The sequence below is a fragment of the Pseudomonas rhizoryzae genome (assembly GCF_005250615.1).
GTDB classification, from domain to species: domain Bacteria; phylum Pseudomonadota; class Gammaproteobacteria; order Pseudomonadales; family Pseudomonadaceae; genus Chryseomonas; species Chryseomonas rhizoryzae.
The window spans coordinates 111,066-132,629 of the sequence record NZ_SULM01000006.1 but is presented as its reverse complement, the minus strand read 5'-3'; the positions used below and the strand labels follow the sequence as shown (position 1 = coordinate 132,629).

Here is a 21,564-nt window from a genome sequence, read left to right as displayed (position 1 = left end):
CCGAACGGCAGATTCGAAAACAGCAGTCCTCGCTGCCCGCCAGCCAGCAACGGGGTGGCCTTTCATCCCCTCTCCCTCCGGGAGAGGGCTAGGGTGAGGGCCGTCGCAGGTACGCACCGAACGGCAGATTCGAAACAGCAATCCTCGCTGCCCGCCAGCCAGCAGCGGGGTAGCCTTTTATCCCCTCTCCCTTTGGGAGAGGGCTAGGGTGAGGGCCGTCGCAGGTACGCACCGAACGGCAGATGCGAAACAGCAATCCTCGCTGCCCGCCAGCCAGCAGCGGGGTGGCCTTTCATCCCCTCTCCCTCTGGGAGAGGGTTAGGGTGAGGGCCGTTGTTTGCTAAAATTCGAAGCATTGCAACGAATAAGCGGCCCCCATGAAACAGTACCTCGACCTGATGCGCCATGTGCGCGAACACGGCACCTTCAAGAGCGACCGCACCGGCACCGGGACTTACAGCGTCTTCGGCTACCAGATGAGATTCGATCTGGCCGACGGCTTCCCCCTGGTCACCACCAAGAAGTGTCACCTCAGATCCATCATCCACGAGCTGCTGTGGTTCCTGCAGGGCGATACCAACATCCGCTACCTGAAGGACAACGGCGTCTCCATCTGGGACGAATGGGCCGACGAGAACGGCGAGCTGGGTCCGGTCTACGGCTACCAGTGGCGCAGTTGGCCGGCACCGGATGGTCGCCACATCGACCAGATCGCCGGGGTGGTGGACATGATCCGCGCCAAGCCCGATTCGCGGCGGCTGATCGTCTCAGCCTGGAATCCGGCGCTGGTGGACGAGATGGCCCTGCCGCCGTGCCATGCGCTGTTCCAGTTCTATGTGGCCGACGGCCGCCTGAGCTGCCAGCTGTACCAGCGTTCCGCCGATATCTTCCTCGGCGTGCCCTTCAACATCGCCAGCTATGCGCTGCTAACGCTGATGGTGGCCCAGGTGACCGGCCTGCAACCCGGCGAATTCATCTGGACCGGTGGCGACTGCCATCTCTATGCCAACCATCTGGAGCAGACCGATCTGCAACTGACCCGCGAGCCGCTGCCGTTGCCGACCATGAAGCTCAACCCGGCGGTACAGGACCTGTTCGCCTTCCGCTTCGAGGATTTCGAGCTGGAAGGCTACCAAGCCCATCCGCATATCAAGGCACCGGTCGCGGTCTGAGACGGCGACCGGATCGCTCAGGCGGTGCGGTCGCGCTCCAGCACCTCGTCCACCAATTGCTCGGGTGACTTGCGCACGTCCAGTACCTGGGCATCCAGGTGGCCGGGTGCTTCCAGGGTGTCGAGCTGGCTCTGTAGCAGCTTGGGATCGAAGAAGTGCCCGCGCCGGCTACCGATACGCTCGGCCAGCAGTTCCGGTGAGCCCTTGAGGAACAGCAGGCGGACGCCTTCGAGGCCGTCCAGCAGGCGGTCGCGATAGACCTGTTTGAGCGCCGAGCAGGCGAACACCCGGGTGGTGCCTGCGGCTTGGGCCTGTTGCATGGCCGCATGGATGGCGTCCAGCCAGGGCCAGCGATCCTCATCGGTGAGGGCGATGCCTTGGGCCATCTTGTCCTTGTTGGCCTGGCTGTGGAAGGTGTCGGCGTCGTCGAAACGACAGCCCAATCGGCTGGCGAGCAATTCGCCCAGGGTGGTCTTGCCACTGCCCGAGACGCCCATTATCAGGTAGATCATCATCGGCACTCCGCGTGAGGGTTCGCCTCGCTATAGAGTCCCTAGAGCGGCGTTTGCTCCGGCCGTAGGCGACTGCTCCAGGTCGCACCTATGGAGGCGGCGATGATGCAGGCCAGCGCGAACCACTGTGGCAGCCCCAGGATCTCGCCCAGGAACACCCAGCCGGAGAAAGCGCCCAGCGCGGGTTCCAGACTCATCAGGGTGCCGAAGGTCGCGGCCGGCAAGCGCGTCAATACCACCATTTCCAGGGCATAGGGAATGGCCGTGGACAGCAGTGCCAGCCCCAACGCCAGTGGCCAGATCGTCGGTTGCAGCAAATGGCTGCCGCTGTGCACGATGCCGATGGGCAGGATGACCAGGGCACCGATGGCCGCGCCGCAGGCTACCGTGCCGGTGCCGTGTACCGCGCCCGCCCGCTTGCCCAGCACGATGTAGATCGCCCAGCAGGCGCCGGCGCCCAAGGCCAGGGCCGTGCCCAGCGGGTCCAGCGCCGAGGTGTTGTGGCCGAAGGGCAGCAAGACCGCCAGCCCGGCGATCACCAGGGCGATCCACAGCAGATCCAGCCAGCGGCGCAGGGCGCACAGCGCCACCACCAGGGGGCCGACGAATTCCAGGCCCACGGCGATGCCGATCGGCAGGCGCTGCATGGCCAGGTAGATGCTCAGGTTCATCACGCCCATGGCGACACCATAGCCCACCAGACTACCCAGGGCTTCGCGCCGGAAGGTGCGCCAGGGCCGTAGGACGGCCAGCAGGACCAAGGCGGCGAAGATGAGGCGCAAGGTGGTGACGCCCACCGGGTCGAGGCGCAGAAAGAGCGTCTTGGCCAGGCTAGCACTCGCCTGGATCGAGGTCATGGCGACCAGCAGCAGGGCGACGGCGAACAGTGGGGAGCGGGAAGACATCGGCAGGGCTCGACTAGCGGGCCCGCCAGCATAGGTCATCTCCCCGGGCACGCAAGGACGACGGCGACCTCAGCGTGTTTTGGAGCGCAGGTGAAGTTGCTCGGGGCTTTCACGATTCTCCCGCAGCTGCTCGTGAAAGCGCTCCTGCTCATCGCGTTGGGCGGTCTGCACGCATTGTGCGTAGCCGGCGTCCCAACCTTGCTGATAGGGCTTTTCCCCGGCGAAACGGCGTAGATCCTTGTGCACGTAGCCGATGCCGTTCACGGCCTGTTTGCCGGTCTGGCAGCCATCGCTGAAGCCATCGGCATAGGCGGGCGGATACCCCTGGGCGATCAATTGATCGTGATAGCTGGCACAGGCCGTCAGCATGGACAGCAGGGCGGACAACAGCGCGATACGACGGAAGACAGCCATCGGGCCTCCTCACGGGATCCAACGACTGATCCCCATACCTACAGCTTAGCCAGCGTCCTGTGAGAAATTCGTCAAAAAACGCAGCCGTGGAAAATGGCCGACGGACGTCGCTGCAACCGCTTTCGGCGCGCTGACAAATTGCACGGCAGAGCGCCGCTCGCCTTGCCTACCTCGTCGAACCGGTCGCAGAATGCGGACACTGCTTGCATGCCTGACAAGGACTTACGATGCACGATCCCGTCGCGGCCGGTCTCCGGCTCGCTCCTGATGAGCTGACCCGCCCCTTCGCTCCCGAACAATTCTCCTTCACCGATACCGATCAGCTCGAACCCTTCCGCGGCATCCTGGGGCAGGAGCGCGCGGTGGAAGCCCTGCAGTTCGGGGTAGCCATGCCGCGCCCCGGCTACAACGTCTTCGTCATGGGCGAACCGGGCACCGGACGTTTTTCCTTCGTCCAGCGCTATCTCAAGGCCGAAGCCAAGCGTCAGCCTACGCCGAACGACTGGGTCTACCTGAATCATTTCGACGAACCCCGCGCACCCAGCGTCCTGGAGTTGCCGCCCGGCGAAGGCGAGGCCTTCGTGGCCGACATCGCCCATTTCATCGACAACCTGCTGGCCACCTTTCCGGCGGTGTTCGAGCATCCGGCCTTCCAGCAGAAGAAGAACGCCATCGAGCGTGCCTTCAACCAGCGCTACGACCAGGCGCTGGACGTGGTGGAAAAGCTCGCCCTGGAAAAGGAGATCGCCCTCTACCGCGATGCCAACAATGTCGCCTTCACCCCCATGAAGGACGGCAAGGCGCTGGATGAAGCCGAATTCGCCCAGTTGCCCGAGGCGGAGCGTGAGCGCTTCCACGCCGACATCTCCAGTCTCGAAGAGCAGCTCAACGAAGAGCTGTCGAGCCTGCCGCAATGGCGCCGGGAATCGAGCAACCAGCTACGGGCGCTGAACGAAGACACCATCATCCAGGCCCTGCAACCGCTGCTGGCGCCGTTGTCGGAGAAGTACAACGACAACCCCGGCGTCTGCGCCTACCTGCAGGCCATGCAGGTGGACCTGCTCAAGACGGTGGTCGAGCAACTGGCCGACGACGCCAAGCCCGACATGCAAAGGCGCAAGGAGCTGCGCGAGCAGTACGAGCCCAACCTGATCATCGGCCACCATGCCACCGGCGGCGCGCCCGTGGTGTTCGAGTCCCACCCGACCTACGACAACCTCTTCGGTCGCATCGAGTACCAGTCCGACCAGGGCGCGCTCTACACCAACTATCGCCAGCTGCGTCCGGGTGCACTGCATCGCGCCAATGGTGGCTTCCTGATCGTCGAGGCGGAAAAGCTGCTGACCGAGCCCTTCGTCTGGGACGCTCTCAAGCGCGCCTTGCATTCGCGCCAGCTGAAGATGGAGTCGCCGCTGGCCGAACTGGGGCGGCTCACCGCCATGAGCCTGGCGCCGCAGCAGATCCCGCTGCAGCTCAAGGTCATCATCATCGGCTCGCGCAACATCTATTACACCCTGCAGGAGGTCGATTCGGACTTCCAGGAGATGTTCCGGGTCCTGGTGGACTTCGATGAGGAGCTGCCACTGCGCGACGAAAGCCTCGAGCAGTTCGCCCAGTTGCTCAAGACGCGCACCTCGGAGGAGGGCATGGCGCCCCTGACGTCCGCTGCCGTCGCCCGCCTGGCTACCTACAGCGCGCGGCTGGCCGAGCATCAGGGGCGCCTGTCGGCCCGCATCGGCGATCTCTTCCAACTGGTCAGCGAGGCCGATTTCATCCGCCAGCTGGCAGGGGACGAGCGTACCGACAAGGGCCATGTCGAACGCGCCCTCAAGGCCAAGGAGACCCGTACCGGGCGCGTCTGCGCCAGGGTGCTGGACGACATGCTCACCGGCCTCATCCTCATCGACACCCAGGGCGCGGCGGTGGGTAAGTGCAACGGCCTCACCGTGCTGGAAGTGGCGGATTCCGCCTTCGGCATGCCGGCGCGCATCTCGGCCACGGTCTACCCCGGTGCCAGCGGCATCCTCGACATCGAGCGCGAGGTCAGCCTCGGCCAGCCCATCCACTCCAAGGGCGTGATGATCCTTACCGGTTACCTGGGCAGTCGCTATGCCCAGGAATTCCCGCTGTCGATCTCGGCCAGCATCGCCCTGGAGCAATCCTACGGCTATGTCGACGGCGACAGCGCCTCCCTGGGCGAAGCCTGCACCCTGATCTCCGCGCTGTCGCGCACCCCGCTCAAGCAGTGTTTCGCCATCACAGGCTCCATCAACCAATTCGGCGAGGTGCAGCCGGTCGGTGGCGTGAACGAGAAGATCGAAGGCTTCTTCCGTCTCTGCCAGGCCCGTGGCCTCACCGGCGAGCAGGGGGTCATCATTCCTCGCGCCAACGTGACCAACCTGATGCTCGACGAAACCGTGCTGGAAGCGGTCCGTGCAGGGCTGTTCCATGTCTATGCCGTCCGTCAGGCAGACGAGGCCCTTTCGTTGCTGGTCGGCGAGCCGGCCGGCGCACCCGATGCCCATGGCCGCTTCCCCGAGGGCAGCGTCAACGCGCGGGTGGTACAGCGTCTCAAGGACATTGCCGAACTCGAACTGGAAGATGAACTGGCCGACAAACTCAGTGATAACTCCAAGGCAAAAGCCAAAAACAACGAAGCGGAGCAGAACTGAGCCCCAGGGGGCAGGTCGGAATTTGTACAAGGCGCTGCAGCCCAAGTAGCACGGCGCCCAGATCCGCTTGCCCCCTGTTGACCAACAGAGTTGTCCACAGCTTGTGTGGATAGCCCTGGCCTAGGACCGGCGAGTATCGAGCGCTTCGAGAGGATGACGCCATGTCCCGCACTATCACCCTGATCCGTCCCTGCCTGGGCCTCGTCACCCGCATCGAATGCGAGATCAAGCCCCTCGGTCAGGAACAGGGTCTGTGGACGCTGTTGTGCGCCGCCGGTCTCAATGGCCAGCAGCCCACGGCCATTAAAGCCCAGGGCCCCTTCCACGGACCCAAGGCCGCCGAAGGCGTCATGACCGCCATCGCCGAGAATCTGGTCGAACAGGGTTATATCCAGGTCGAAGAAACCCAGATCTGGCGCCTGCACATGCAAGGCGAACTGCGCAAGATGAACGGCGAACGCGCCCATCATCAGGTGCGCTTCCAGGTCGGGCCCGATGCCTGACGACAAGCCGTCGCATTGTCGGCGGTAGCGGTGTAGGTATACTCGCGCGGCTGTCCTGAACCGAGCGAGTCTGCATGGAACGTCTGATCGAAAAAGTCCTTTACGCCTCCCGTTGGTTGCTGGCGCCCATCTACATGGGGTTGTCGCTGGCCCTGATCCTGCTGGCGTTGAAGTTCTTCCAGGAAGTCTTCCACGTCCTGCCGCATATCTTCGAATCCACCGAAGCCGAGCTGATCCTGCTGGTGCTATCGCTGATCGACATGGCGCTGGTTGGCGGCCTGCTGGTCATGGTGATGATCTCCGGCTACGAGAACTTCGTCTCCCAACTGGATATCGACGAAGGCTCGGAAAAGCTCAGCTGGCTGGGCAAGATGGATTCGGGATCGCTGAAGAACAAGGTGGCCGCGTCCATCGTCGCCATCTCCTCGATTCATCTGCTGCGCATCTTCATGGATGCCCAGAACACCAATCCCGAATACCTGAAGTGGTACGTGATCATCCATCTGGTGTTCGTGATCTCAGCCTTCGCCATGGGTTATCTGGATCGTCTGACCAAGCACTAGGAGAGGCTGCCGTTCGTCTGGCCCCGGCATCTCCGCTTACGCTTTGTGGATTGCGCCGCTGCGCTTGTCTGTCCTAGGTTGTCGAATACGGATCGGCGCCGCTTCTGGTGCCGACCTCGACCCGGAGGTCCCCATGCAATTGCCGGAATTGACCCAGCGCGCCCAGGCCGGAGAGGTCCGGGAACTCAATTTGCTCTCCATTGAAGGCGGCTTCTATGTGCTCGAGGTGCTCACCCAGGATGGCCGTGCGCGGCTGACGGGGCGCGATGGGCACTTCTACCGGCTCGGCTCGGCCGCCCAGGCTCGCCGTCTGCTGGCCGAGTTGCCGGCGCTGCCGTGCTTTCTCATCCAGCACAGCGCCTATGACGAAATGGTGGGCATGGCGCCACGTTCCGCCGAGCCACTGAAAATCCCGCTGAACTACCGGAACGCCTCTTGAGCGAGGGCGCCGTCCGGCGCCTGCTGCCGGTCTTTGGCGATCAACTGAGCCCAGAACTGGCTTCCTTGCGCGCTGCCGATCCGGTGCAAGACGTGCTGCTGCTGGCGGAGGTCATGAGCGAGGCCTCCTACGTGCCTCATCATCCGCGCAAGATCGCCTTCATCTTCAGTGCCATGCGGCATTTCGCCGTCGAGATGCGCGAGCGCGGCTTTCGGGTCGAGTACCGCACCCTCGACGATCCCCAAAACCAGGGCTCGCTAGCTGCCGAGATCGCTTTTTGGGCCCGCGAATTGAACGTAGCCGAGGTGGGGATCACCGAAACCGGCGAATGGCGTCTGGAGCAGACTCTAAGGGAGCTCGAGCTGGCGGTGTCGTTGCAGTGGTACGGCGATGATCGTTTTCTCTGCAGCCGAGCGGCTTTCGCCCGCTGGGCCGGCTCGCGCACCAATCTGAGGATGGAGACCTTCTACCGTGGCATGCGCCGGCGCCACGGCTGGCTGATGGCGGGGCCCGAAGAGCCCTGTGGCGGCACCTGGAATCTTGACAAGGAGAATCGCAAGGCGTTGCCCAGGGACCATGACGTTCCCGCCGCGCTCGGTTGCCCTCCCGATGCTTGCACTCGCGAGGTGCTCGAACTGGTCGGCCGTGCCTTCGCCCATCATTATGGCCGGCTGGACGGCTTCGATTATCCGGTGACGCGCGGGGACGCCGAGCGGCTATGGCAACACTTCCTGGACACCGGGCTGCACGATTTCGGCGCTTACCAGGACGCCATGGCAAGAGGTGAGCCCTATCTCCATCACGCCCGTATCAGCGCCGCCCTCAACGTTGGCCTGCTGGACCTGCGTCGCCTCTGCGCCGACCTGGATAGCGCCTATCGCGAGGGCCGGGTGCCGCTGAACAGTGCCGAGGGTTTCCTGCGACAGCTCATCGGCTGGCGCGAGTACGTTCGTGGAATCTACTGGCTGCGCATGCCCGACTACGCCGAGTTGAATGCCCTGGGCAATACGCGCCCCTTGCCGGAATTCTACTGGACCGGTGAGACACTCATGGCCTGCATGCGTGAGGCCATCGGCCAGACACTGGAGCTGGCCTATGCCCATCACATCCAGCGCTTGATGGTCACCGGCAATTTCGCCCTACTGGCGGGTATCGTCCCCCAGGCCCTCGGCGAGTGGTATCTGGCGGTCTACCTGGATGCCTTCGAGTGGGTCGAGCTACCCAATACCCAGGCCATGGTCATGCATGCGGACGGGGGCTACCTGGCGAGCAAGCCCTATTGCGCCAGTGGCCAATACATCCGGCGGCAATCCGACTACTGCAAGGGTTGCCACTATCAGGTCAGCGAGTCTCTGGGCGAGACGGCCTGTCCCTTCAATGCCCTCTACTGGCACTTCCTGATCCGCCATCGCCACCGTTTCGCCAGTTATCCCCGCATGCACAATCTCTATCGGAATCTAGACCGCCAGGCGCCGGAGCGACAGCAGGCGCTGTGGCAGCGGGGCGAGGAATTGCTGGCGCGTCTGGATGCCGGAGAATCCCTATGAAAAAGAGCGATCTCCCCACCAAGATCTGTCCCGTCTGCCAGCGCCCCTTCGCCTGGCGCAAGAAGTGGGAGAGGAACTGGGACGAGGTACGTTACTGCTCCGAGCGCTGTCGACGTCAGCGCGGCCACCCGAGTGGCGGCGATCCGCATCCCTGATGTGCTAGGCTCGGCTCCTTTTTCACGATGGAAAGGCTGCTATGAACGACATCCTGCTCGACACCGACGAAGCCCGCGTCAGCTACGGCATCGGCCGCCAACTGGGCGATCAGTTGCGGCAGAATCCGGTCCCCGGCATGCAACTGGCCGCCGTGCTTGCCGGCCTCACCGAAGCCTTCGATGGCCAAGCCTCCAAGGTGGACGTCGAGGCGCTGAACGCCAGCTTCCGCGTCATCCGTGAGCGCATGCAGGAAGAGGCCAAGGTCAAGGCCGCCGCTGCCGCTCAGGAGGGTGTCGACTACTTGAAGGCCAACGCCGAGCGACCTGGTGTCGTGGTGCTGCCGTCCGGTCTGCAATACGAAGTCTTGACTCAGGGGGAGGGCGCTACGCCTACCCGTGAAGATCAGGTGCGCACCCACTATCACGGCACCCTCATCGACGGCAGTGTCTTCGACAGCTCCTACGAGCGTGGCCAGCCTGCCGAGTTTCCGGTGGGTGGCGTGATCGCCGGCTGGACCGAAGCCCTGCAACTCATGCCGGCCGGCAGCAAGTGGCGGCTGCACGTGCCCAGCGAACTGGCCTATGGCGCCCAGGGCGTCGGCAGCATCCCGCCGCACAGCGTGCTGGTGTTCGACGTCGAATTGCTCGACGTCCTCTGAGAGCTCAGACGTCCAGGCGTAGCGCTTCGTTTTCCGGGCGCAGCGCCAGGGCGTAGCTGAACAGGAAGACCTGGCGGATCTGTTCCTTCACCACCCGGGGTTCGCTGGAGGTGAGGCTGTGCAGATCCAGCTCGCCCAGATCCTTGAGTTCTTCCAGGGCCGTCTCGTCCAGTTCCGCACAGACCTTGCCGGTTTCCCGGTTGAGGATGCGCAGATAGGGATGGGGCCGGTCCAGCCAGGCGTCGATCAGATAAGTCATGGGAGAGCTCCTGTGTTGCTATTTGTGAGAATAATTCTTATTAGCAAAATAGCAAGCCGATTACCTGACTTTTTTGGTCGGATATGAAAAAGCCCGCGGTCTTTCGACGGCGGGCTTTTCTGTTGGAACCGGATTGTCAGTGGGTGCGCGCGACCGAAAATTGGCCGAGCTCGGCCAGGGCGTCCCGGTAGGGGCTGGCAGGCAGCACTTCCAGGCACTCGATGGCCCGTTCGGCGAATTCCTGGGCTTTGCGGGCGGTATAGTCTAGGGCGCCGGCCGCTTCGACGGCCGCGCGAACGCTTTCCAGATCCTGGCTGCCGCCCTGACGGATCGCCTGACGTACCAGCGCCGCCTGATCGGCCGTGCCTTCGCGCATGGTCACGATCAGCGGCAGGGTCGGCTTGCCTTCGGCCAGATCGTCACCGACATTCTTGCCCAGGGTGGCGGCATCGCCCTGATAATCGAGCAGGTCGTCGACCAGTTGGAAGGCTACACCCAGGTGATCGCCATAGCGCCGCAAGGCTTCCGCCTGTTCGGGACTGGCCCCGGCCAGGATCGCTGCGCTATGGGTAGAGGCTTCGAAGAGCATGGCGGTCTTGCCGCGAATGACCTCCATGTAGATCTCTTCGGTGGTGCTGGCGTCGCGGATTTTCGACAGTTGCAGCACCTCGCCCTCGGCGATGACGCGGGTCGCCTGGGAGATGATGCGCATCACCTCCATCGAACCCAGCGCCACCATCATCTCGAAGGAGCGGGCGTAGAGAAAGTCGCCGACCAGAACGCTCGGTGCATTGCCCCATAGCGCGTTGGCGGTGGAGCGGCCACGGCGCATGCCTGAGGCATCGACGACGTCGTCGTGCAGGAGCGTGGAGGTATGCAGGAACTCGATGGTGGCCGCCAGCAACTGAAGGTCATGGTCAGCACGCCCGAGCGCCTTGCCGGCCAGCAGCACCAGGAGCGGACGCAGACGTTTGCCGCCAGCGGAGACGATGTAGTCGCCAATCTTCTCGACCAGCGGCACACGCGAAGTCAGCTGCTGGCGGATGATGCCGTCCACGGCGGCGAAATCGTCCGTCACCACGCGATAGAAGGACTGGGATTGCTGCGTCATTGAGAGGTGTCCACTGGAGTTCCGGGCAATATTCAGGCGGCCGGATGGCGCATGACCGCCAGACTATGCCCTAGGGACCGGCCAAAGTGCCATGCCCAAGGACTGCCATCGCGCTCCCGCGGCTCGCCGCACCTGCCGCTTCAGACAGGCACCGGCCCGGCATGGCCGCTGAACGAGGTTGCGCGGCATGCTAGGGGTGGGGTGGGGGGCTGTCAAGGCGCGGGCTGGAGGCTCTTGCCTCCGAGCGGTTGCTTGCGTAGAATCGCGGGCCCTGAACATTCCTAGGGTTAACCCCCTGTCTTACGCAATTGCACGGCGCTCCTTCCGATCCCGTGCAGCCATGCCGGTCGACGATACCTCTTATAAAGCACCGGGTGAGCAGGTTTAACGGAGATTTACCATGTCCTACGCAGTTATCGTTACCGGTGGCAAGCAATACAAGGTCGCCGAAGGCGAATACCTGAAAGTCGAGAAGCTCGACATCGCCACCGGTGAAACCGTCACCTTCGACCAGGTTCTGCTGGTTGGCAACGGTGACGACGTCAAGATCGGTCTGCCGGTCGTTGATGGTGCCAAAGTGACCGCCGAAGTGACCGCCCAGGGCCGTCACGACAAGGTCACCATCATCAAATTCCGTCGTCGTAAGCATCACATGAAGCGTCAGGGCCACCGTCAGTGGTTCACTGAAATCAAGATCACTGGCATCCAGGCCTGATCTCGCCTCTAACGGAGAATTGACTCATGGCACACAAAAAAGCGGGTGGTTCTACTCGTAACGGTCGCGATTCCGAAAGCAAACGCCTTGGCGTGAAGCTGTACGGCGGCCAGGTCGTCAAGGCCGGTAACATCATCGTGCGTCAGCGCGGCACTCAGTACCATGCCGGCTACGGCGTGGGCCTCGGTAAGGATCACACCCTGTTCGCGAAAGTGGACGGCGTGATCAAGTTCGACGTGAAGGGCGCCTTCGGCCGTCGTTACGTGAGCATCGTCACCGCCGCCTAAGGCCTGTGACGGAAGAAAAGCCCTGTCTACCCGACGGGGCTTTTTCGTTTGTAGTTAAGCTAGTGTGGTGTTTCAGAAGTTACCTGCACAATTTTGGCGGCGCTTTTTCGGCCGCAGCGGCGGACCGCCTGGGCGTTGTTGCCACTCCTCGCCATAGCCCTGCTATGACTCGTCGCGACGCCTAGCCCAGTCGGAACGCCGAACCGCCAAAAAAACACTTGCCAATTCTTGCGCGAACTTCTGAAACACCACACTAGTTCCTTGTTTGCAGCGGCCCGCGAGCGCGGGAGGTCCAGATGAAATTCGTCGATGAAGTATCCATACACGTAAAAGCGGGTGACGGCGGCAACGGCATGATGAGTTTCCGCCGGGAGAAATTCATCGAGAAGGGTGGCCCCAATGGTGGTGACGGTGGCGATGGCGGGTCGATCTGGCTCGAAGCCGACATCAACCTGAACACCCTGGTCGATTACCGTTACACCCGGCGTTTCACCGCGCAGAACGGTGAAAAGGGTGGCAGTACCGAATGCACCGGCGCCAAGGGTGAAGACCTGGTGCTGCCGGTGCCCGTGGGTACCACGGTGATCGATGCGGCGACCCAGGAAATCATCGGTGACCTGACCCAGCCCGGCCAGCGCATCCGAGTCGTCCAGGGCGGTTGGCACGGCCTGGGCAATACCCGTTTCAAATCCAGTACCAACCGTGCGCCGCGGCAGACCACGCCGGGCAAGCCCGGCGAAGAGCGCGATCTCAAGCTGGAGCTCAAGGTGCTGGCGGACATCGGCCTGCTGGGTCTGCCCAATGCCGGCAAGAGCACCTTCATCCGCGCGGTGTCGGCCGCCAAGCCCAAGGTGGCGGACTATCCCTTCACCACCCTGGTGCCGAATCTCGGGGTGGTCAGCGTGGGCCGCTTCAAGAGCTTCGTGGTCGCCGACATTCCGGGGCTGATCGAGGGGGCCTCCGAAGGCGCGGGCTTGGGGATTCGTTTCCTCAAGCATCTGGCGCGGACTCGCCTGTTGCTGCATCTCGTCGACATGGCGCCGCTGGATGAGAGCGATCCGGCCGAAGCGGCCGAGACCATCATCAACGAGTTGACCAAGTTCAGTCCGGCGCTGGGCGAGCGTGACCGCTGGCTGGTGCTGAACAAGGCCGACCAACTGCTCGACGAGGAGCGCGAAGAGCGCCTCAAGGCAGTCGTCGAGCGTCTGGACTGGCAGGGTCCGGTCTTCGTCATCTCCGCACTGGAGCGCGAGGGGACCGAGGCGCTTTGCCAGGCGATCATGCAATACCTGGACGAGCGCTCCCTGCGCATCGCCGAGGATCCGGCCTACGCCGAGGCGCTGGAAGAACTCGATCAGCGGATCGAGGACGAGGCGCGGGCGCGGCTGCAGGCGCTGGACGATCAGCGTGCCCTGCGGCGTTCGGGCGTCAAGGCGGTTGACGAAGACGACGACTTCGATGATGACGAAGACGACGGCGACGGTCCGGAAATCTTCTACGTACGGTAAGAAAGGAGCTTGCCCATGCGTGATCAGGTGTCTGGCGCCCAGCGCTGGGTGGTGAAGATCGGCAGTGCCCTGCTGACCGACGACGGCCGTTGCCTCGATGGCGGCGCCATGGCTGGCTGGGTCGAGCAGATGGTGGCGCTGCACCAAGCGGGTATCGAGCTGGTGCTGGTGTCCTCGGGTGCGGTGGCGGCTGGCATGAGTCGGCTCGGCTGGACTCAGCGGCCAACCGCCATCAACGAGTTGCAGGCCGCCGCCGCGGTAGGGCAGATGGGTCTGGTGCAGGCCTGGGAGTCCAGTTTCGCCGAGCATCAGGTGCAGACCGCTCAGATCCTGCTCACCCATGATGACCTGTCGGACCGCAAGCGCTACCTCAATGCCCGCAGTACCCTACGCACCCTGGTCAGTCTGGGCGTGGTGCCGGTGATCAATGAGAACGATACCGTCGTCACCGACGAGATCCGCTTTGGCGACAACGACACCCTGGCCGCCCTGGTGGCCAATCTGGTCGAGGCTGATCTGCTGGTCATCCTCACCGATCGCGATGGCATGTTCGACGCTGATCCACGCAGTAACCCCGAGGCCAGTCTCATCAGTGAGGCGCGGGCGGACGATCCGGTCCTGGATCTGGTCGCTGGCGGTACTGGTGGTGCCCTGGGGCGTGGCGGCATGCAGACCAAGCTGCGCGCCGCGCGGCTGGCGGCCCGCTCCGGTGCCTATACGGTTATTGTTGGTGGGCGTATCCAGCAGGTCCTCAGCCGTCTGCAGCAAGGCGAGCAGTTGGGTACCCTCTTGTCACCCGAGCGTGGCCTGGTGGCGGCGCGCAAGCAGTGGCTGGCAGGGCATCTGCAAGTGCGTGGCACGCTGCGGCTGGATGCGGGTGCGGTGCAAGCCCTGGTCGGCGGTCATCGCAGTCTCCTGCCGGTAGGGGTGCAGGAACTGGAAGGTAATTTCCGCCGCGGCGAGATGGTCGCCTGCATGGGGCCCGATGGGCGCGAAGTGGCGCGTGGCCTGGTCAACTACAGTGCGACTGAGGCGCGTCGCATCCTGGGAAGGCCTTCCGATGCCATCGTCGTCGAGCTGGGCTATGTTTATGAGCCTGAGCTGATCCATCGAGACAATCTGGTTCTGGTCTGACGCCTCCGGATCCCGGCGCCTCCCTGGAGGTGTCCGGTTCCTCAAATCGCAGACAATAAAAAACCGGCCGAGGCCGGTTTTTTATTCGAACGCTTATCAGGCAGCGGCGGGGATAGCCAGGGCCTTGATGTGCGCGTTCAGGCGGCTCTTGTGGCGAGCGGCCTTGTTCTTGTCGATGATGCCCTTGTCGGCCATGCGGTCGATGACCGGAACGGCAGCAACATAAGCGGACTTGGCTTTTTCCAGGTCCTTGGCTTCGATCGCCTTGACGACGTTCTTGATGTAGGTACGCACCATGGAGCGCAGGCTCGCATTGTGGCTGCGACGCTTCTCAGCCTGTTTGGCGCGTTTTTTGGCGGAGGGGGAGTTAGCCACCGTGGAGCTCCTTCGAAAAAGACTGTATTAGGTACAGAGCGAACTCTGTAGCAAGTACAGAGCTAAATTAAGGTCGCGAATCTTGACGTCCCTGGCGGCGCCTGTCAAGGCCGTCTGGATGGATATCCGGCTGGTCGCCGATGAAGGGCCTCGTTACACTCGGCCTCTTGTCCAGGCGGCGCGACTGCGCTCCAGCGACTCCTGGCGCCCGCTTTCCTGCTGTATCCATCGAGTCTGTCCCTATCCATGAATCTGCTCAAGTCCCTGGCCGCCGTCAGCTCCATGACCATGCTGTCCCGCGTGCTGGGGTTCGTGCGTGACACCATCGTTGCCCGAACCTTTGGCGCCGGCATGGCCACCGATGCCTTCTTCGTCGCCTTCAAGCTGCCCAACCTACTGCGTCGCATCTTCGCCGAGGGGGCCTTCTCCCAGGCTTTCGTGCCCATCCTCGCCGAATACAAGGCCCAGCAGGGCGAGGAGGCCACCCGGACCTTCCTGGCCTACGTCAGCGGTCTGCTGACCCTGGTGTTGGCGGTGGTCACAGTGCTGGGCATGCTGGCGGCGCCGCTGGTGATCTGGATCACCGCGCCGGGCTTCGCCGATACTCCGGAGAAGTTCGCGCTCACCTCCAGTCTGCTGCGGGTGACCTTTCCCTACATTCTGCTGATTTCCCTGGCGTCCCTGGCCGGCGCGGTGCTCAATACCTGGAACAGGTTCAGCGTGCCGGCCTTCGTGCCGACGCTGCTCAACATCAGCATGATCATCTTCGCGCTGTTCCTCACACCGTATTTCGATCCGCCGATCATGGCGCTGGCCTGGGCGACGCTGGTGGGTGGTCTGGCCCAGTTCCTCTACCAGCTGCCGCACCTCAAGCGCATCGGCATGCTGGTGCTGCCCCGCCTCAATCTGCGCGACAGTGGTGTCTGGCGGGTCATGCGGCAGATGGGGCCGGCGATCCTCGGGGTCTCGGTCAGCCAATTCTCGCTGATCATCAACACCATCTTCGCCTCCTTCCTCGCCGCCGGCTCGGTGTCCTGGATGTACTACGCCGACCGCCTCATGGAGCTGCCTTCCGGGGTGCTCGGCGTGGCCTTGGGCACTATCCTGCTGCCGGCCCTGTCGCGTACCTATGCCAAGGCCGATCGCCAGGAGTATTCGCGCCTGCTCGACTGGGGCCTGCGGCTGTGTTTCCTGCTGGTACTGCCCTGCGCCGCGGCCCTGGCGCTGCTGGCCGAGCCGCTGACGGTGTCGCTGTTCCAGTACGGTCGCTTCGACGCCCATGACGCCCTGATGACCCAGCGCGCCCTGATCGCCTATGCGGTGGGGCTGCTGGGCATCATCCTGGTCAAGGTGCTGGCGCCGGGCTTCTATGCCCAGCAGAACATCAAGACGCCGGTGAAGATTGCCATCTTCACCCTGGTGGTGACCCAGGTGCTCAACTTGATCCTGATCGGTCCGCTGCAGCACGTGGGTCTGGCCCTGGCCATAGGTCTGGCGGCCTGTCTCAACGCGGGCCTTTTATTCTGGCAGTTGCGCCGCCATAACCTATTCATGCCCCAGCCCGGCTGGCTGGGCTTCCTGCTGCGGCTGCTGGTCGCCGTGATGGCGATGAGCGCCGTGCTGTTCGGACTCATGCAGATATTGCCCAACTGGAGCGACGGCCTGATGTGGCAGCGCCTGCTGCGTCTCGGTGGCTTGGTGGCGGCTGGGGTGCTGGCCTATTTCGCCAGTCTCTTCCTGCTTGGTTTCCGGCTGCGCGACTTCAATCGACGGGCAGTGATGTAGCGGCCAGGGGATCGCACGAAGCCGGGCGTACGCCTGTCCTCACGGCGGGCATCCGGATATAATCGATTAATTTCTGAGCAATACCTACCCATGCAGCTGTTTCGCGGTCTCCACCATCTCGACGCCTTTCCCAAGGGCTGCGTTGCCACCATCGGCAACTTCGACGGGGTTCACCTGGGGCACCAGGCTATCCTCGCGCGGCTGCGTGAGCGTTCGGCGGAGCTCGGGGTGCCCAGCTGCGTGGTGATCTTCGAGCCGCAGCCCCGCGAGTTCTTCCTGCCCGACATCGCGCCGGTGCGGCTGACCCGCCTGCGCGAGAAGCTGGAATGCTTCGCGCGCCTGGGCGTCGACAACGTGCTGTGCCTGAACTTCAATCGCCGGCTGCGCGAACTGTCCGCTGAGGCCTTCGTCCGGCAGGTGCTGGTGGAGGGGCTGGGCGTGAAGCACCTGGAGATCGGGGACGACTTCCGTTTCGGCTGCGATCGCGCCGGCGACTTCACCTATCTGAACCTGGCCGCCCGCGAGCATGGCTTCACCCTGGAAGCCGCCACCACCGTAGAGCTGGATGGCCTGAGAGTCAGTAGTACCCTGATCCGTCAGGCTCTGGCCGACGGCGACCTGGCCCTAGCCGAGCGCATGCTGGGGCGGCCCTACAGCCTCTCCGGGCGGGTACTGCATGGCCAGAAGCTGGCGCGCCAAATGGGTTGGCCGACCGCCAACGTCCAGCTCAAGCGCCGTCGACCGCCGCTGCGCGGCGTCTACCTGGTCAGCAGCCTCATCGATGGACGGGTGGTGCCGGGCGTAGCCAATATCGGCCAACGCCCTACGGTGCAGGGCGATGGTCGCCCGCACCTGGAGATCCATCTGCTGGACTTTGCCGGCGACCTCTATGGCCGCCATCTCAGCGTGACCTTCGTGCAGAAGGTCCGCGACGAACAGAAATTCGCCTCTCTGGAGGCCCTCAAGGCGGCGATCGAAGCGGACGTCGCCACGGCCCGCGCCTTCTGGCAGGGGCAACCGTCAACGAGCCTGGACTGACATGACCGATTACAAAGCGACGCTGAATCTGCCGGAAACGGCATTCCCGATGAAAGCCGGCCTGCCGCAGCGCGAGCCGGAAGCGCTCAAGCGCTGGCAGGATATCGACCTGTACGGGAAGCTGCGCGCCATCGGCAAGGGCCGGCCGACCTTCATCCTGCATGACGGTCCGCCCTATGCCAACGGCAGCATCCACATCGGTCATGCGCTGAACAAGATTCTCAAGGACATCATCACCCGTTCCAAGACCCTGGCCGGCTTCGATGCCCCCTATGTGCCGGGTTGGGACTGCCATGGCCTGCCCATCGAGCACAAGGTGGAGACCACCTTCGGCAAGAATCAGCCGGCGGACCTGACCCGCGAGCGCTGCCGGGCCTATGCCAGCGAGCAGATCGAAGAGCAGAAGGCCGGTTTCGTCCGCCTGGGTGTGCTCGGTGACTGGAGCAATCCCTACCTGACCATGAACTTCGCCAACGAGGCCGGCGAAATCCGCGCACTGGCGGAGATGGTCAAGAACGGCTTCGTCTTCAAGGGCCTCAAGCCGGTCAACTTCTGCTTCGACTGCGGCTCCGCCCTGGCTGAGGCTGAGGTGGAGTACCAGGACAAGCGATCCGACGCCATCGACGTGGCCTTCCCGGTCGCCGATGCCGACAAGCTGGCGGCCGCCTTCGGCCTCGATACGCTGGCCAAGCCCACCGCCATCGTCATCTGGACCACCACTCCCTGGACCATCCCGGCCAACCAGGCGCTCAACGTGCACCCCGAATTCACCTATGCACTGGTGGATGTCGGTGATCGTCTGCTGGTGCTGGCCGAAGAACTGGTGGAAAGCTGCCTGGCACGCTACGGCCTGCAGGGCGAGGTGATCGCCACCGCGCCGGGTACCGCCCTGGAGTTGATCAACTTCCGCCATCCGCTGTACGAGCGGCTGTCGCCCATCTACCTGGCCGAATATGTCGAGCTGGGCGCCGGCACGGGCGTGGTGCACTGCTCGCCCGCCTATGGTGAGGACGACTTCCGCATCTGCAAGCAATACGGCCTGAGTAACGACGACATCCTCAACCCGGTGCAGAGCAACGGCGTCTACGCCGAGTCGCTGCCGCTGTTCGGTGGCCAGTTCATCTGGAAGGCCAATCCGGCCATCGTTGGCAAGCTGGAAGAAGTCGGCGCCCTGCTCAAGCACGAGGCGATCAACCACAGCTACATGCATTGCTGGCGGCACAAGACCCCGCTGATCTATCGCGCCACTCCCCAGTGGTTCGTGGGTATGGATCGGGCCGCGTCAGGCAAGCAGCCCAACGAGGGCGCCACCCTGCGTGAGCGCTCCCTGGCGGCCATCGAGCAGACCCAGTTCGTCCCGGCCTGGGGCCAGGCGCGGCTGCACGGCATGATCGCCGGCCGTCCCGACTGGTGCATCTCGCGTCAGCGCAACTGGGGCGTGCCGATTCCCTTCTTCACCCACAAGGAAAGCGGCGAGCTGCATCCACGCACCGTCGAATTGATGGAAGCCGTCGCCCAGCGCGTCGAGCGCGAGGGCATCGAAGCCTGGTTCAAGCTCGACCCGGTCGAGCTGCTCGGTGAGGAAGCCGGCCAGTACGACAAGAGTCGCGACACCCTCGACGTCTGGTTCGATTCGGGCACCACTCACTGGCACGTATTGCGCGGCTCCCATGCCGAGCTGGCGCATACCCAGGGTCCGGTAGCCGATCTCTACCTGGAAGGCTCCGACCAGCACCGCGGCTGGTTCCATTCCTCGCTGCTGACCGGCTGCGCCATCGACGGCCACGCGCCCTACAAGGAATTGCTGACCCACGGCTTCACCGTGGACGAGCAGGGCCGCAAGCAGTCCAAGTCGCTGGGCAACGTGGTCGCCCCGCAAAAGGTCATCGACAGCCTGGGCGCCGACATCCTGCGCCTCTGGGTCGCCTCCACCGACTACACCGGCGAGATGGCGGTCTCCGACCAGATCCTGCAGCGCAGCGCCGATTCCTATCGCCGCATCCGTAACACCGCGCGCTTCCTGCTTTCCAACCTGTCCGGCTTCGATCCGGCGGTCAACCGGGTCGCCCCCGAGGACATGATCGACCTGGATCGCTGGGCCGTGGATCGCGCCCTGCTGCTGCAGAAGGAAATCGAGCAGGCCTACGCCGAGTACCGCTTCCTCAACGTCTACCAGAAGGTGCACAACTTCTGCGTGCAGGAGCTGGGCGGCTTCTACCTCGACATCATCAAAGACCGCCAGTACACCACCGGTGCCGACAGCCTGCCGCGCCGCTCCTGCCAGACCGCGCTGTACCTCATCGCCGAGGCCCTGGTGCGCTGGATCGCCCCCATCCTGTCCTTCACCGCCGACGAGATCTGGCAGTACCTGCCGGGCGAGCGGGAAGAATCGGTGATGCTGACCACCTGGTACGACGGCCTCTTCGCCCTGCCGGAAGGTGCGACCCTGGATCGCGCCTATTGGGACCAGGTCATGGCGGTCAAGGCGGCGGTCAACAAGGAGCTGGAAAACCAGCGTGCCGCCAAGACCCTGGGTGGCAGCCTGCAGGCGGAGATCACCCTCTATGCCGACAGCGCCCTGCAGACCGTACTGGAGGCCCTGGGCAACGAACTCAGATTCGTACTCATCTCCTCCCAGGCGGCTGTCCAGCCGCTGGAAAAGGCACCCGAAGGCGCCGTGGCCAGCGAGCTGAGCGGTCTCAAGTTGGTGGTACGCAAATCCGAAGCGCCCAAGTGCGCCCGCTGCTGGCACCACAGCCACAGCGTGGGCCAGCATGCCGAGCATCCGGAAATCTGCGAACGCTGCGTGACCAACGTCTATGGGGCTGGTGAGGTGCGCGAGCATGCGTGATGCTCAGCGCTTCGGCGCCTTGCCCTGGCTGGCCTTGAGCGTGGTGGTGATCCTGCTGGATCAACTGAGCAAGGCCTATTTCCAGAATAACCTGTCGCTCTACCAGCAGGTATCGATCATTCCCGATCTGTTCAGCTGGACCCTGGCCTACAACACCGGTGCCGCCTTCAGCTTCCTGGCCGACCATTCCGGCTGGCAGCGCTGGTTCTTCGCCGGCATCGCGGTCGTGGTCAGTGTGGTGCTGGTGGTCTGGCTGAAGCGCCTGCGCAACGACACCTGGACTGCCATCGCTCTGGCGCTGATCCTCGGTGGTGCGCTGGGTAATCTCTACGATCGTATGGTCCTGGGGCACGTCATCGATTTCATCCTGGTGCACTGGCGCCAGGAGTGGTTCTTCCCAGCCTTCAATCTGGCCGATAGCGCCATTACCGTCGGCGCCATCATGTTGGCCCTGGACATGTTCCGCACGAAGAAGCCGGAGGCCGTTCATGGCTGAGATCACCGTCGGCCCGGATACCCGGGTCACCCTGCATTTCGCCATCAAGTTGCAGAACGGCGATGTGGTGGACAGCACCTTCGACAAGGCGCCAGCCACCTTCACCGTCGGTGACGGCAATTTGCTGCCTGGTTTCGAACAGTCACTGTTCGGCTTGCAGGCTGGCGCCAAGACCAGCCTGACCATCCCGCCGGAGCGTGGCTTCGGCCAACCCAACGACGGTAACCTCCAGACCATGGCGCGTGACGACTTCACCGACATGCAGCTGTCGCCGGGCCTGCTGATCATCTTCAGCGACGCCGCCGGTGGCGAGATGCCCGGGGTGGTCAAGAGCTATGACGACGAGCAGGTGGTCATAGACTTCAACCACCCGCTGGCTGGCCGTGTGCTGACCTTCGACGTGGAAATCCTGGCCATCGAGCCTGCCGTCTCCCATTGATCTACCGCCGCCCGTGAAGCGGGCA

General features: G+C 63.6%; 23 protein-coding genes. 17 read left to right on the top strand and 6 right to left on the bottom strand.

The window, feature by feature from the left end:
* The first annotated feature begins 377 nt into the window (after positions 1-377).
* Complete coding sequence (locus FAZ11_RS11250; protein WP_058772402.1) at positions 378-1,172, top strand: thymidylate synthase; 795 nt, start codon at positions 378-380, stop codon at positions 1,170-1,172.
* 17 nt (positions 1,173-1,189) lie between these two features.
* On the opposite strand, the gene FAZ11_RS11245 is transcribed toward FAZ11_RS11250, so the two are convergent.
* From FAZ11_RS11245 to FAZ11_RS11235, 3 genes are all read right to left on the bottom strand, one after another.
* Entirely contained in the window at positions 1,190-1,687 is a 498-nt protein-coding gene (locus FAZ11_RS11245) for a gluconokinase (protein WP_240043549.1), read from the bottom strand.
* 38 nt (positions 1,688-1,725) lie between these two features.
* Positions 1,726-2,589 carry an EamA family transporter gene (locus tag FAZ11_RS11240; protein WP_058772403.1) on the bottom strand — a complete coding sequence of 288 codons (864 nt, stop codon included), beginning with the start codon at positions 2,587-2,589 and terminating at the stop codon, positions 1,726-1,728.
* Positions 2,590-2,658: 69 nt separating this feature from the next.
* Positions 2,659-3,003, bottom strand: coding sequence for a hypothetical protein (locus FAZ11_RS11235; RefSeq protein WP_058767376.1), 345 nt, complete (start codon positions 3,001-3,003; stop codon positions 2,659-2,661).
* A 227-nt stretch (positions 3,004-3,230) separates the two neighbouring features.
* On the opposite strand from FAZ11_RS11235, the gene FAZ11_RS11230 reads away from it, so the two are divergent.
* The 7 genes from FAZ11_RS11230 to FAZ11_RS11200 all read left to right on the top strand — a co-directional run bounded on the left by FAZ11_RS11230 (position 3,231) and on the right by FAZ11_RS11200 (position 9,541).
* Positions 3,231-5,675 carry a Lon protease family protein gene (locus FAZ11_RS11230; RefSeq protein ID WP_058767377.1) on the top strand — a complete coding sequence of 815 codons (2,445 nt, stop codon included), beginning with the start codon at positions 3,231-3,233 and terminating at the stop codon, positions 5,673-5,675.
* Between the two features lie 161 nt (positions 5,676-5,836).
* A complete protein-coding gene (locus FAZ11_RS11225; protein ID WP_058760768.1) occupies positions 5,837-6,178 on the top strand; it encodes a PA4575 family protein in 342 nt (113 codons plus the stop codon).
* A gap of 74 nt (positions 6,179-6,252) precedes the next feature.
* Complete coding sequence (locus FAZ11_RS11220) at positions 6,253-6,741, top strand: TIGR00645 family protein (protein WP_058760767.1); 489 nt, start codon at positions 6,253-6,255, stop codon at positions 6,739-6,741.
* A gap of 133 nt (positions 6,742-6,874) precedes the next feature.
* The gene (locus FAZ11_RS11215; RefSeq protein WP_058760766.1) at positions 6,875-7,180 is read left to right on the top strand and encodes a DUF6482 family protein; all 306 of its coding nucleotides are present in this window, start codon (positions 6,875-6,877) and stop codon (positions 7,178-7,180) included.
* The gene (locus FAZ11_RS11210; protein ID WP_058772404.1) at positions 7,177-8,727 is read left to right on the top strand and encodes a cryptochrome/photolyase family protein; all 1,551 of its coding nucleotides are present in this window, start codon (positions 7,177-7,179) and stop codon (positions 8,725-8,727) included. The genes FAZ11_RS11215 and FAZ11_RS11210 overlap by 4 nt, the downstream gene beginning before the upstream one ends.
* Positions 8,724-8,882 (top strand): DUF2256 domain-containing protein, encoded by a 159-nt coding sequence (locus FAZ11_RS11205; RefSeq protein WP_081319974.1) that lies wholly within the window; start codon positions 8,724-8,726, stop codon positions 8,880-8,882. The genes FAZ11_RS11210 and FAZ11_RS11205 overlap by 4 nt, the downstream gene beginning before the upstream one ends.
* Positions 8,883-8,923: 41 nt before the next feature.
* Positions 8,924-9,541: a BamJ family beta-barrel-assembly machinery protein gene (locus FAZ11_RS11200; protein WP_058760764.1), complete on the top strand. Its 618-nt coding sequence runs from the start codon at positions 8,924-8,926 to the stop codon at positions 9,539-9,541.
* Positions 9,542-9,545: 4 nt separating this feature from the next.
* Here the strand turns inward: FAZ11_RS11200 and FAZ11_RS11195 are convergent, their stop codons facing one another.
* Together FAZ11_RS11195 and FAZ11_RS11190 are read right to left on the bottom strand one after the other, a co-directional pair.
* Entirely contained in the window at positions 9,546-9,800 is a 255-nt protein-coding gene (locus FAZ11_RS11195) for a PA4570 family protein (RefSeq protein ID WP_058760763.1), read from the bottom strand.
* A gap of 136 nt (positions 9,801-9,936) precedes the next feature.
* On the bottom strand, positions 9,937-10,911 hold the full coding sequence (locus FAZ11_RS11190; protein ID WP_058760762.1) for a polyprenyl synthetase family protein: 975 nt from the start codon (positions 10,909-10,911) through the stop codon (positions 9,937-9,939).
* Positions 10,912-11,311: 400 nt separating this feature from the next.
* Between FAZ11_RS11190 and rplU the strand changes: the two genes are divergently transcribed.
* The 4 genes from rplU to proB all read left to right on the top strand — a co-directional run bounded on the left by rplU (position 11,312) and on the right by proB (position 14,555).
* Complete coding sequence (rplU, locus tag FAZ11_RS11185) at positions 11,312-11,626, top strand: 50S ribosomal protein L21 (protein WP_007160791.1); 315 nt, start codon at positions 11,312-11,314, stop codon at positions 11,624-11,626.
* A 26-nt stretch (positions 11,627-11,652) separates the two neighbouring features.
* Positions 11,653-11,913 carry a 50S ribosomal protein L27 gene (gene rpmA / locus FAZ11_RS11180; protein WP_058760761.1) on the top strand — a complete coding sequence of 87 codons (261 nt, stop codon included), beginning with the start codon at positions 11,653-11,655 and terminating at the stop codon, positions 11,911-11,913.
* Between the two features lie 296 nt (positions 11,914-12,209).
* On the top strand, positions 12,210-13,421 hold the full coding sequence (gene cgtA / locus FAZ11_RS11175; protein ID WP_058772405.1) for an Obg family GTPase CgtA: 1,212 nt from the start codon (positions 12,210-12,212) through the stop codon (positions 13,419-13,421).
* Positions 13,422-13,436: 15 nt separating this feature from the next.
* Positions 13,437-14,555, top strand: coding sequence for a glutamate 5-kinase (gene proB / locus FAZ11_RS11170; protein WP_058772406.1), 1,119 nt, complete (start codon positions 13,437-13,439; stop codon positions 14,553-14,555).
* Between the two features lie 96 nt (positions 14,556-14,651).
* Here the strand turns inward: proB and rpsT are convergent, their stop codons facing one another.
* Positions 14,652-14,930, bottom strand: a complete 279-nt coding sequence (rpsT, locus tag FAZ11_RS11165) for a 30S ribosomal protein S20 (RefSeq protein WP_058760758.1) — start codon at positions 14,928-14,930, stop codon at positions 14,652-14,654.
* Positions 14,931-15,176: 246 nt separating this feature from the next.
* Here rpsT and murJ point away from each other — a divergent pair, with 246 nt between their 5' ends.
* The 5 genes from murJ (at position 15,177) to fkpB (ending at position 21,539) form a co-directional block, all read left to right on the top strand.
* Entirely contained in the window at positions 15,177-16,715 is a 1,539-nt protein-coding gene (gene murJ / locus FAZ11_RS11160) for a murein biosynthesis integral membrane protein MurJ (RefSeq protein ID WP_058772407.1), read from the top strand.
* A gap of 90 nt (positions 16,716-16,805) precedes the next feature.
* On the top strand, positions 16,806-17,753 hold the full coding sequence (gene ribF, locus FAZ11_RS11155) for a bifunctional riboflavin kinase/FAD synthetase (protein WP_058772408.1): 948 nt from the start codon (positions 16,806-16,808) through the stop codon (positions 17,751-17,753).
* Between the two features lies 1 nt (position 17,754).
* Entirely contained in the window at positions 17,755-20,604 is a 2,850-nt protein-coding gene (gene ileS / locus FAZ11_RS11150; RefSeq protein ID WP_058772409.1) for an isoleucine--tRNA ligase, read from the top strand.
* Positions 20,597-21,100: a signal peptidase II gene (gene lspA / locus FAZ11_RS11145; RefSeq protein WP_058772410.1), complete on the top strand. Its 504-nt coding sequence runs from the start codon at positions 20,597-20,599 to the stop codon at positions 21,098-21,100. Before ileS ends, lspA begins: the two co-directional genes overlap by 8 nt.
* The gene (fkpB, locus tag FAZ11_RS11140) at positions 21,093-21,539 is read left to right on the top strand and encodes an FKBP-type peptidyl-prolyl cis-trans isomerase (protein ID WP_058772411.1); all 447 of its coding nucleotides are present in this window, start codon (positions 21,093-21,095) and stop codon (positions 21,537-21,539) included. The genes lspA and fkpB overlap by 8 nt, the downstream gene beginning before the upstream one ends.
* Positions 21,540-21,564 lie beyond the last annotated feature (25 nt).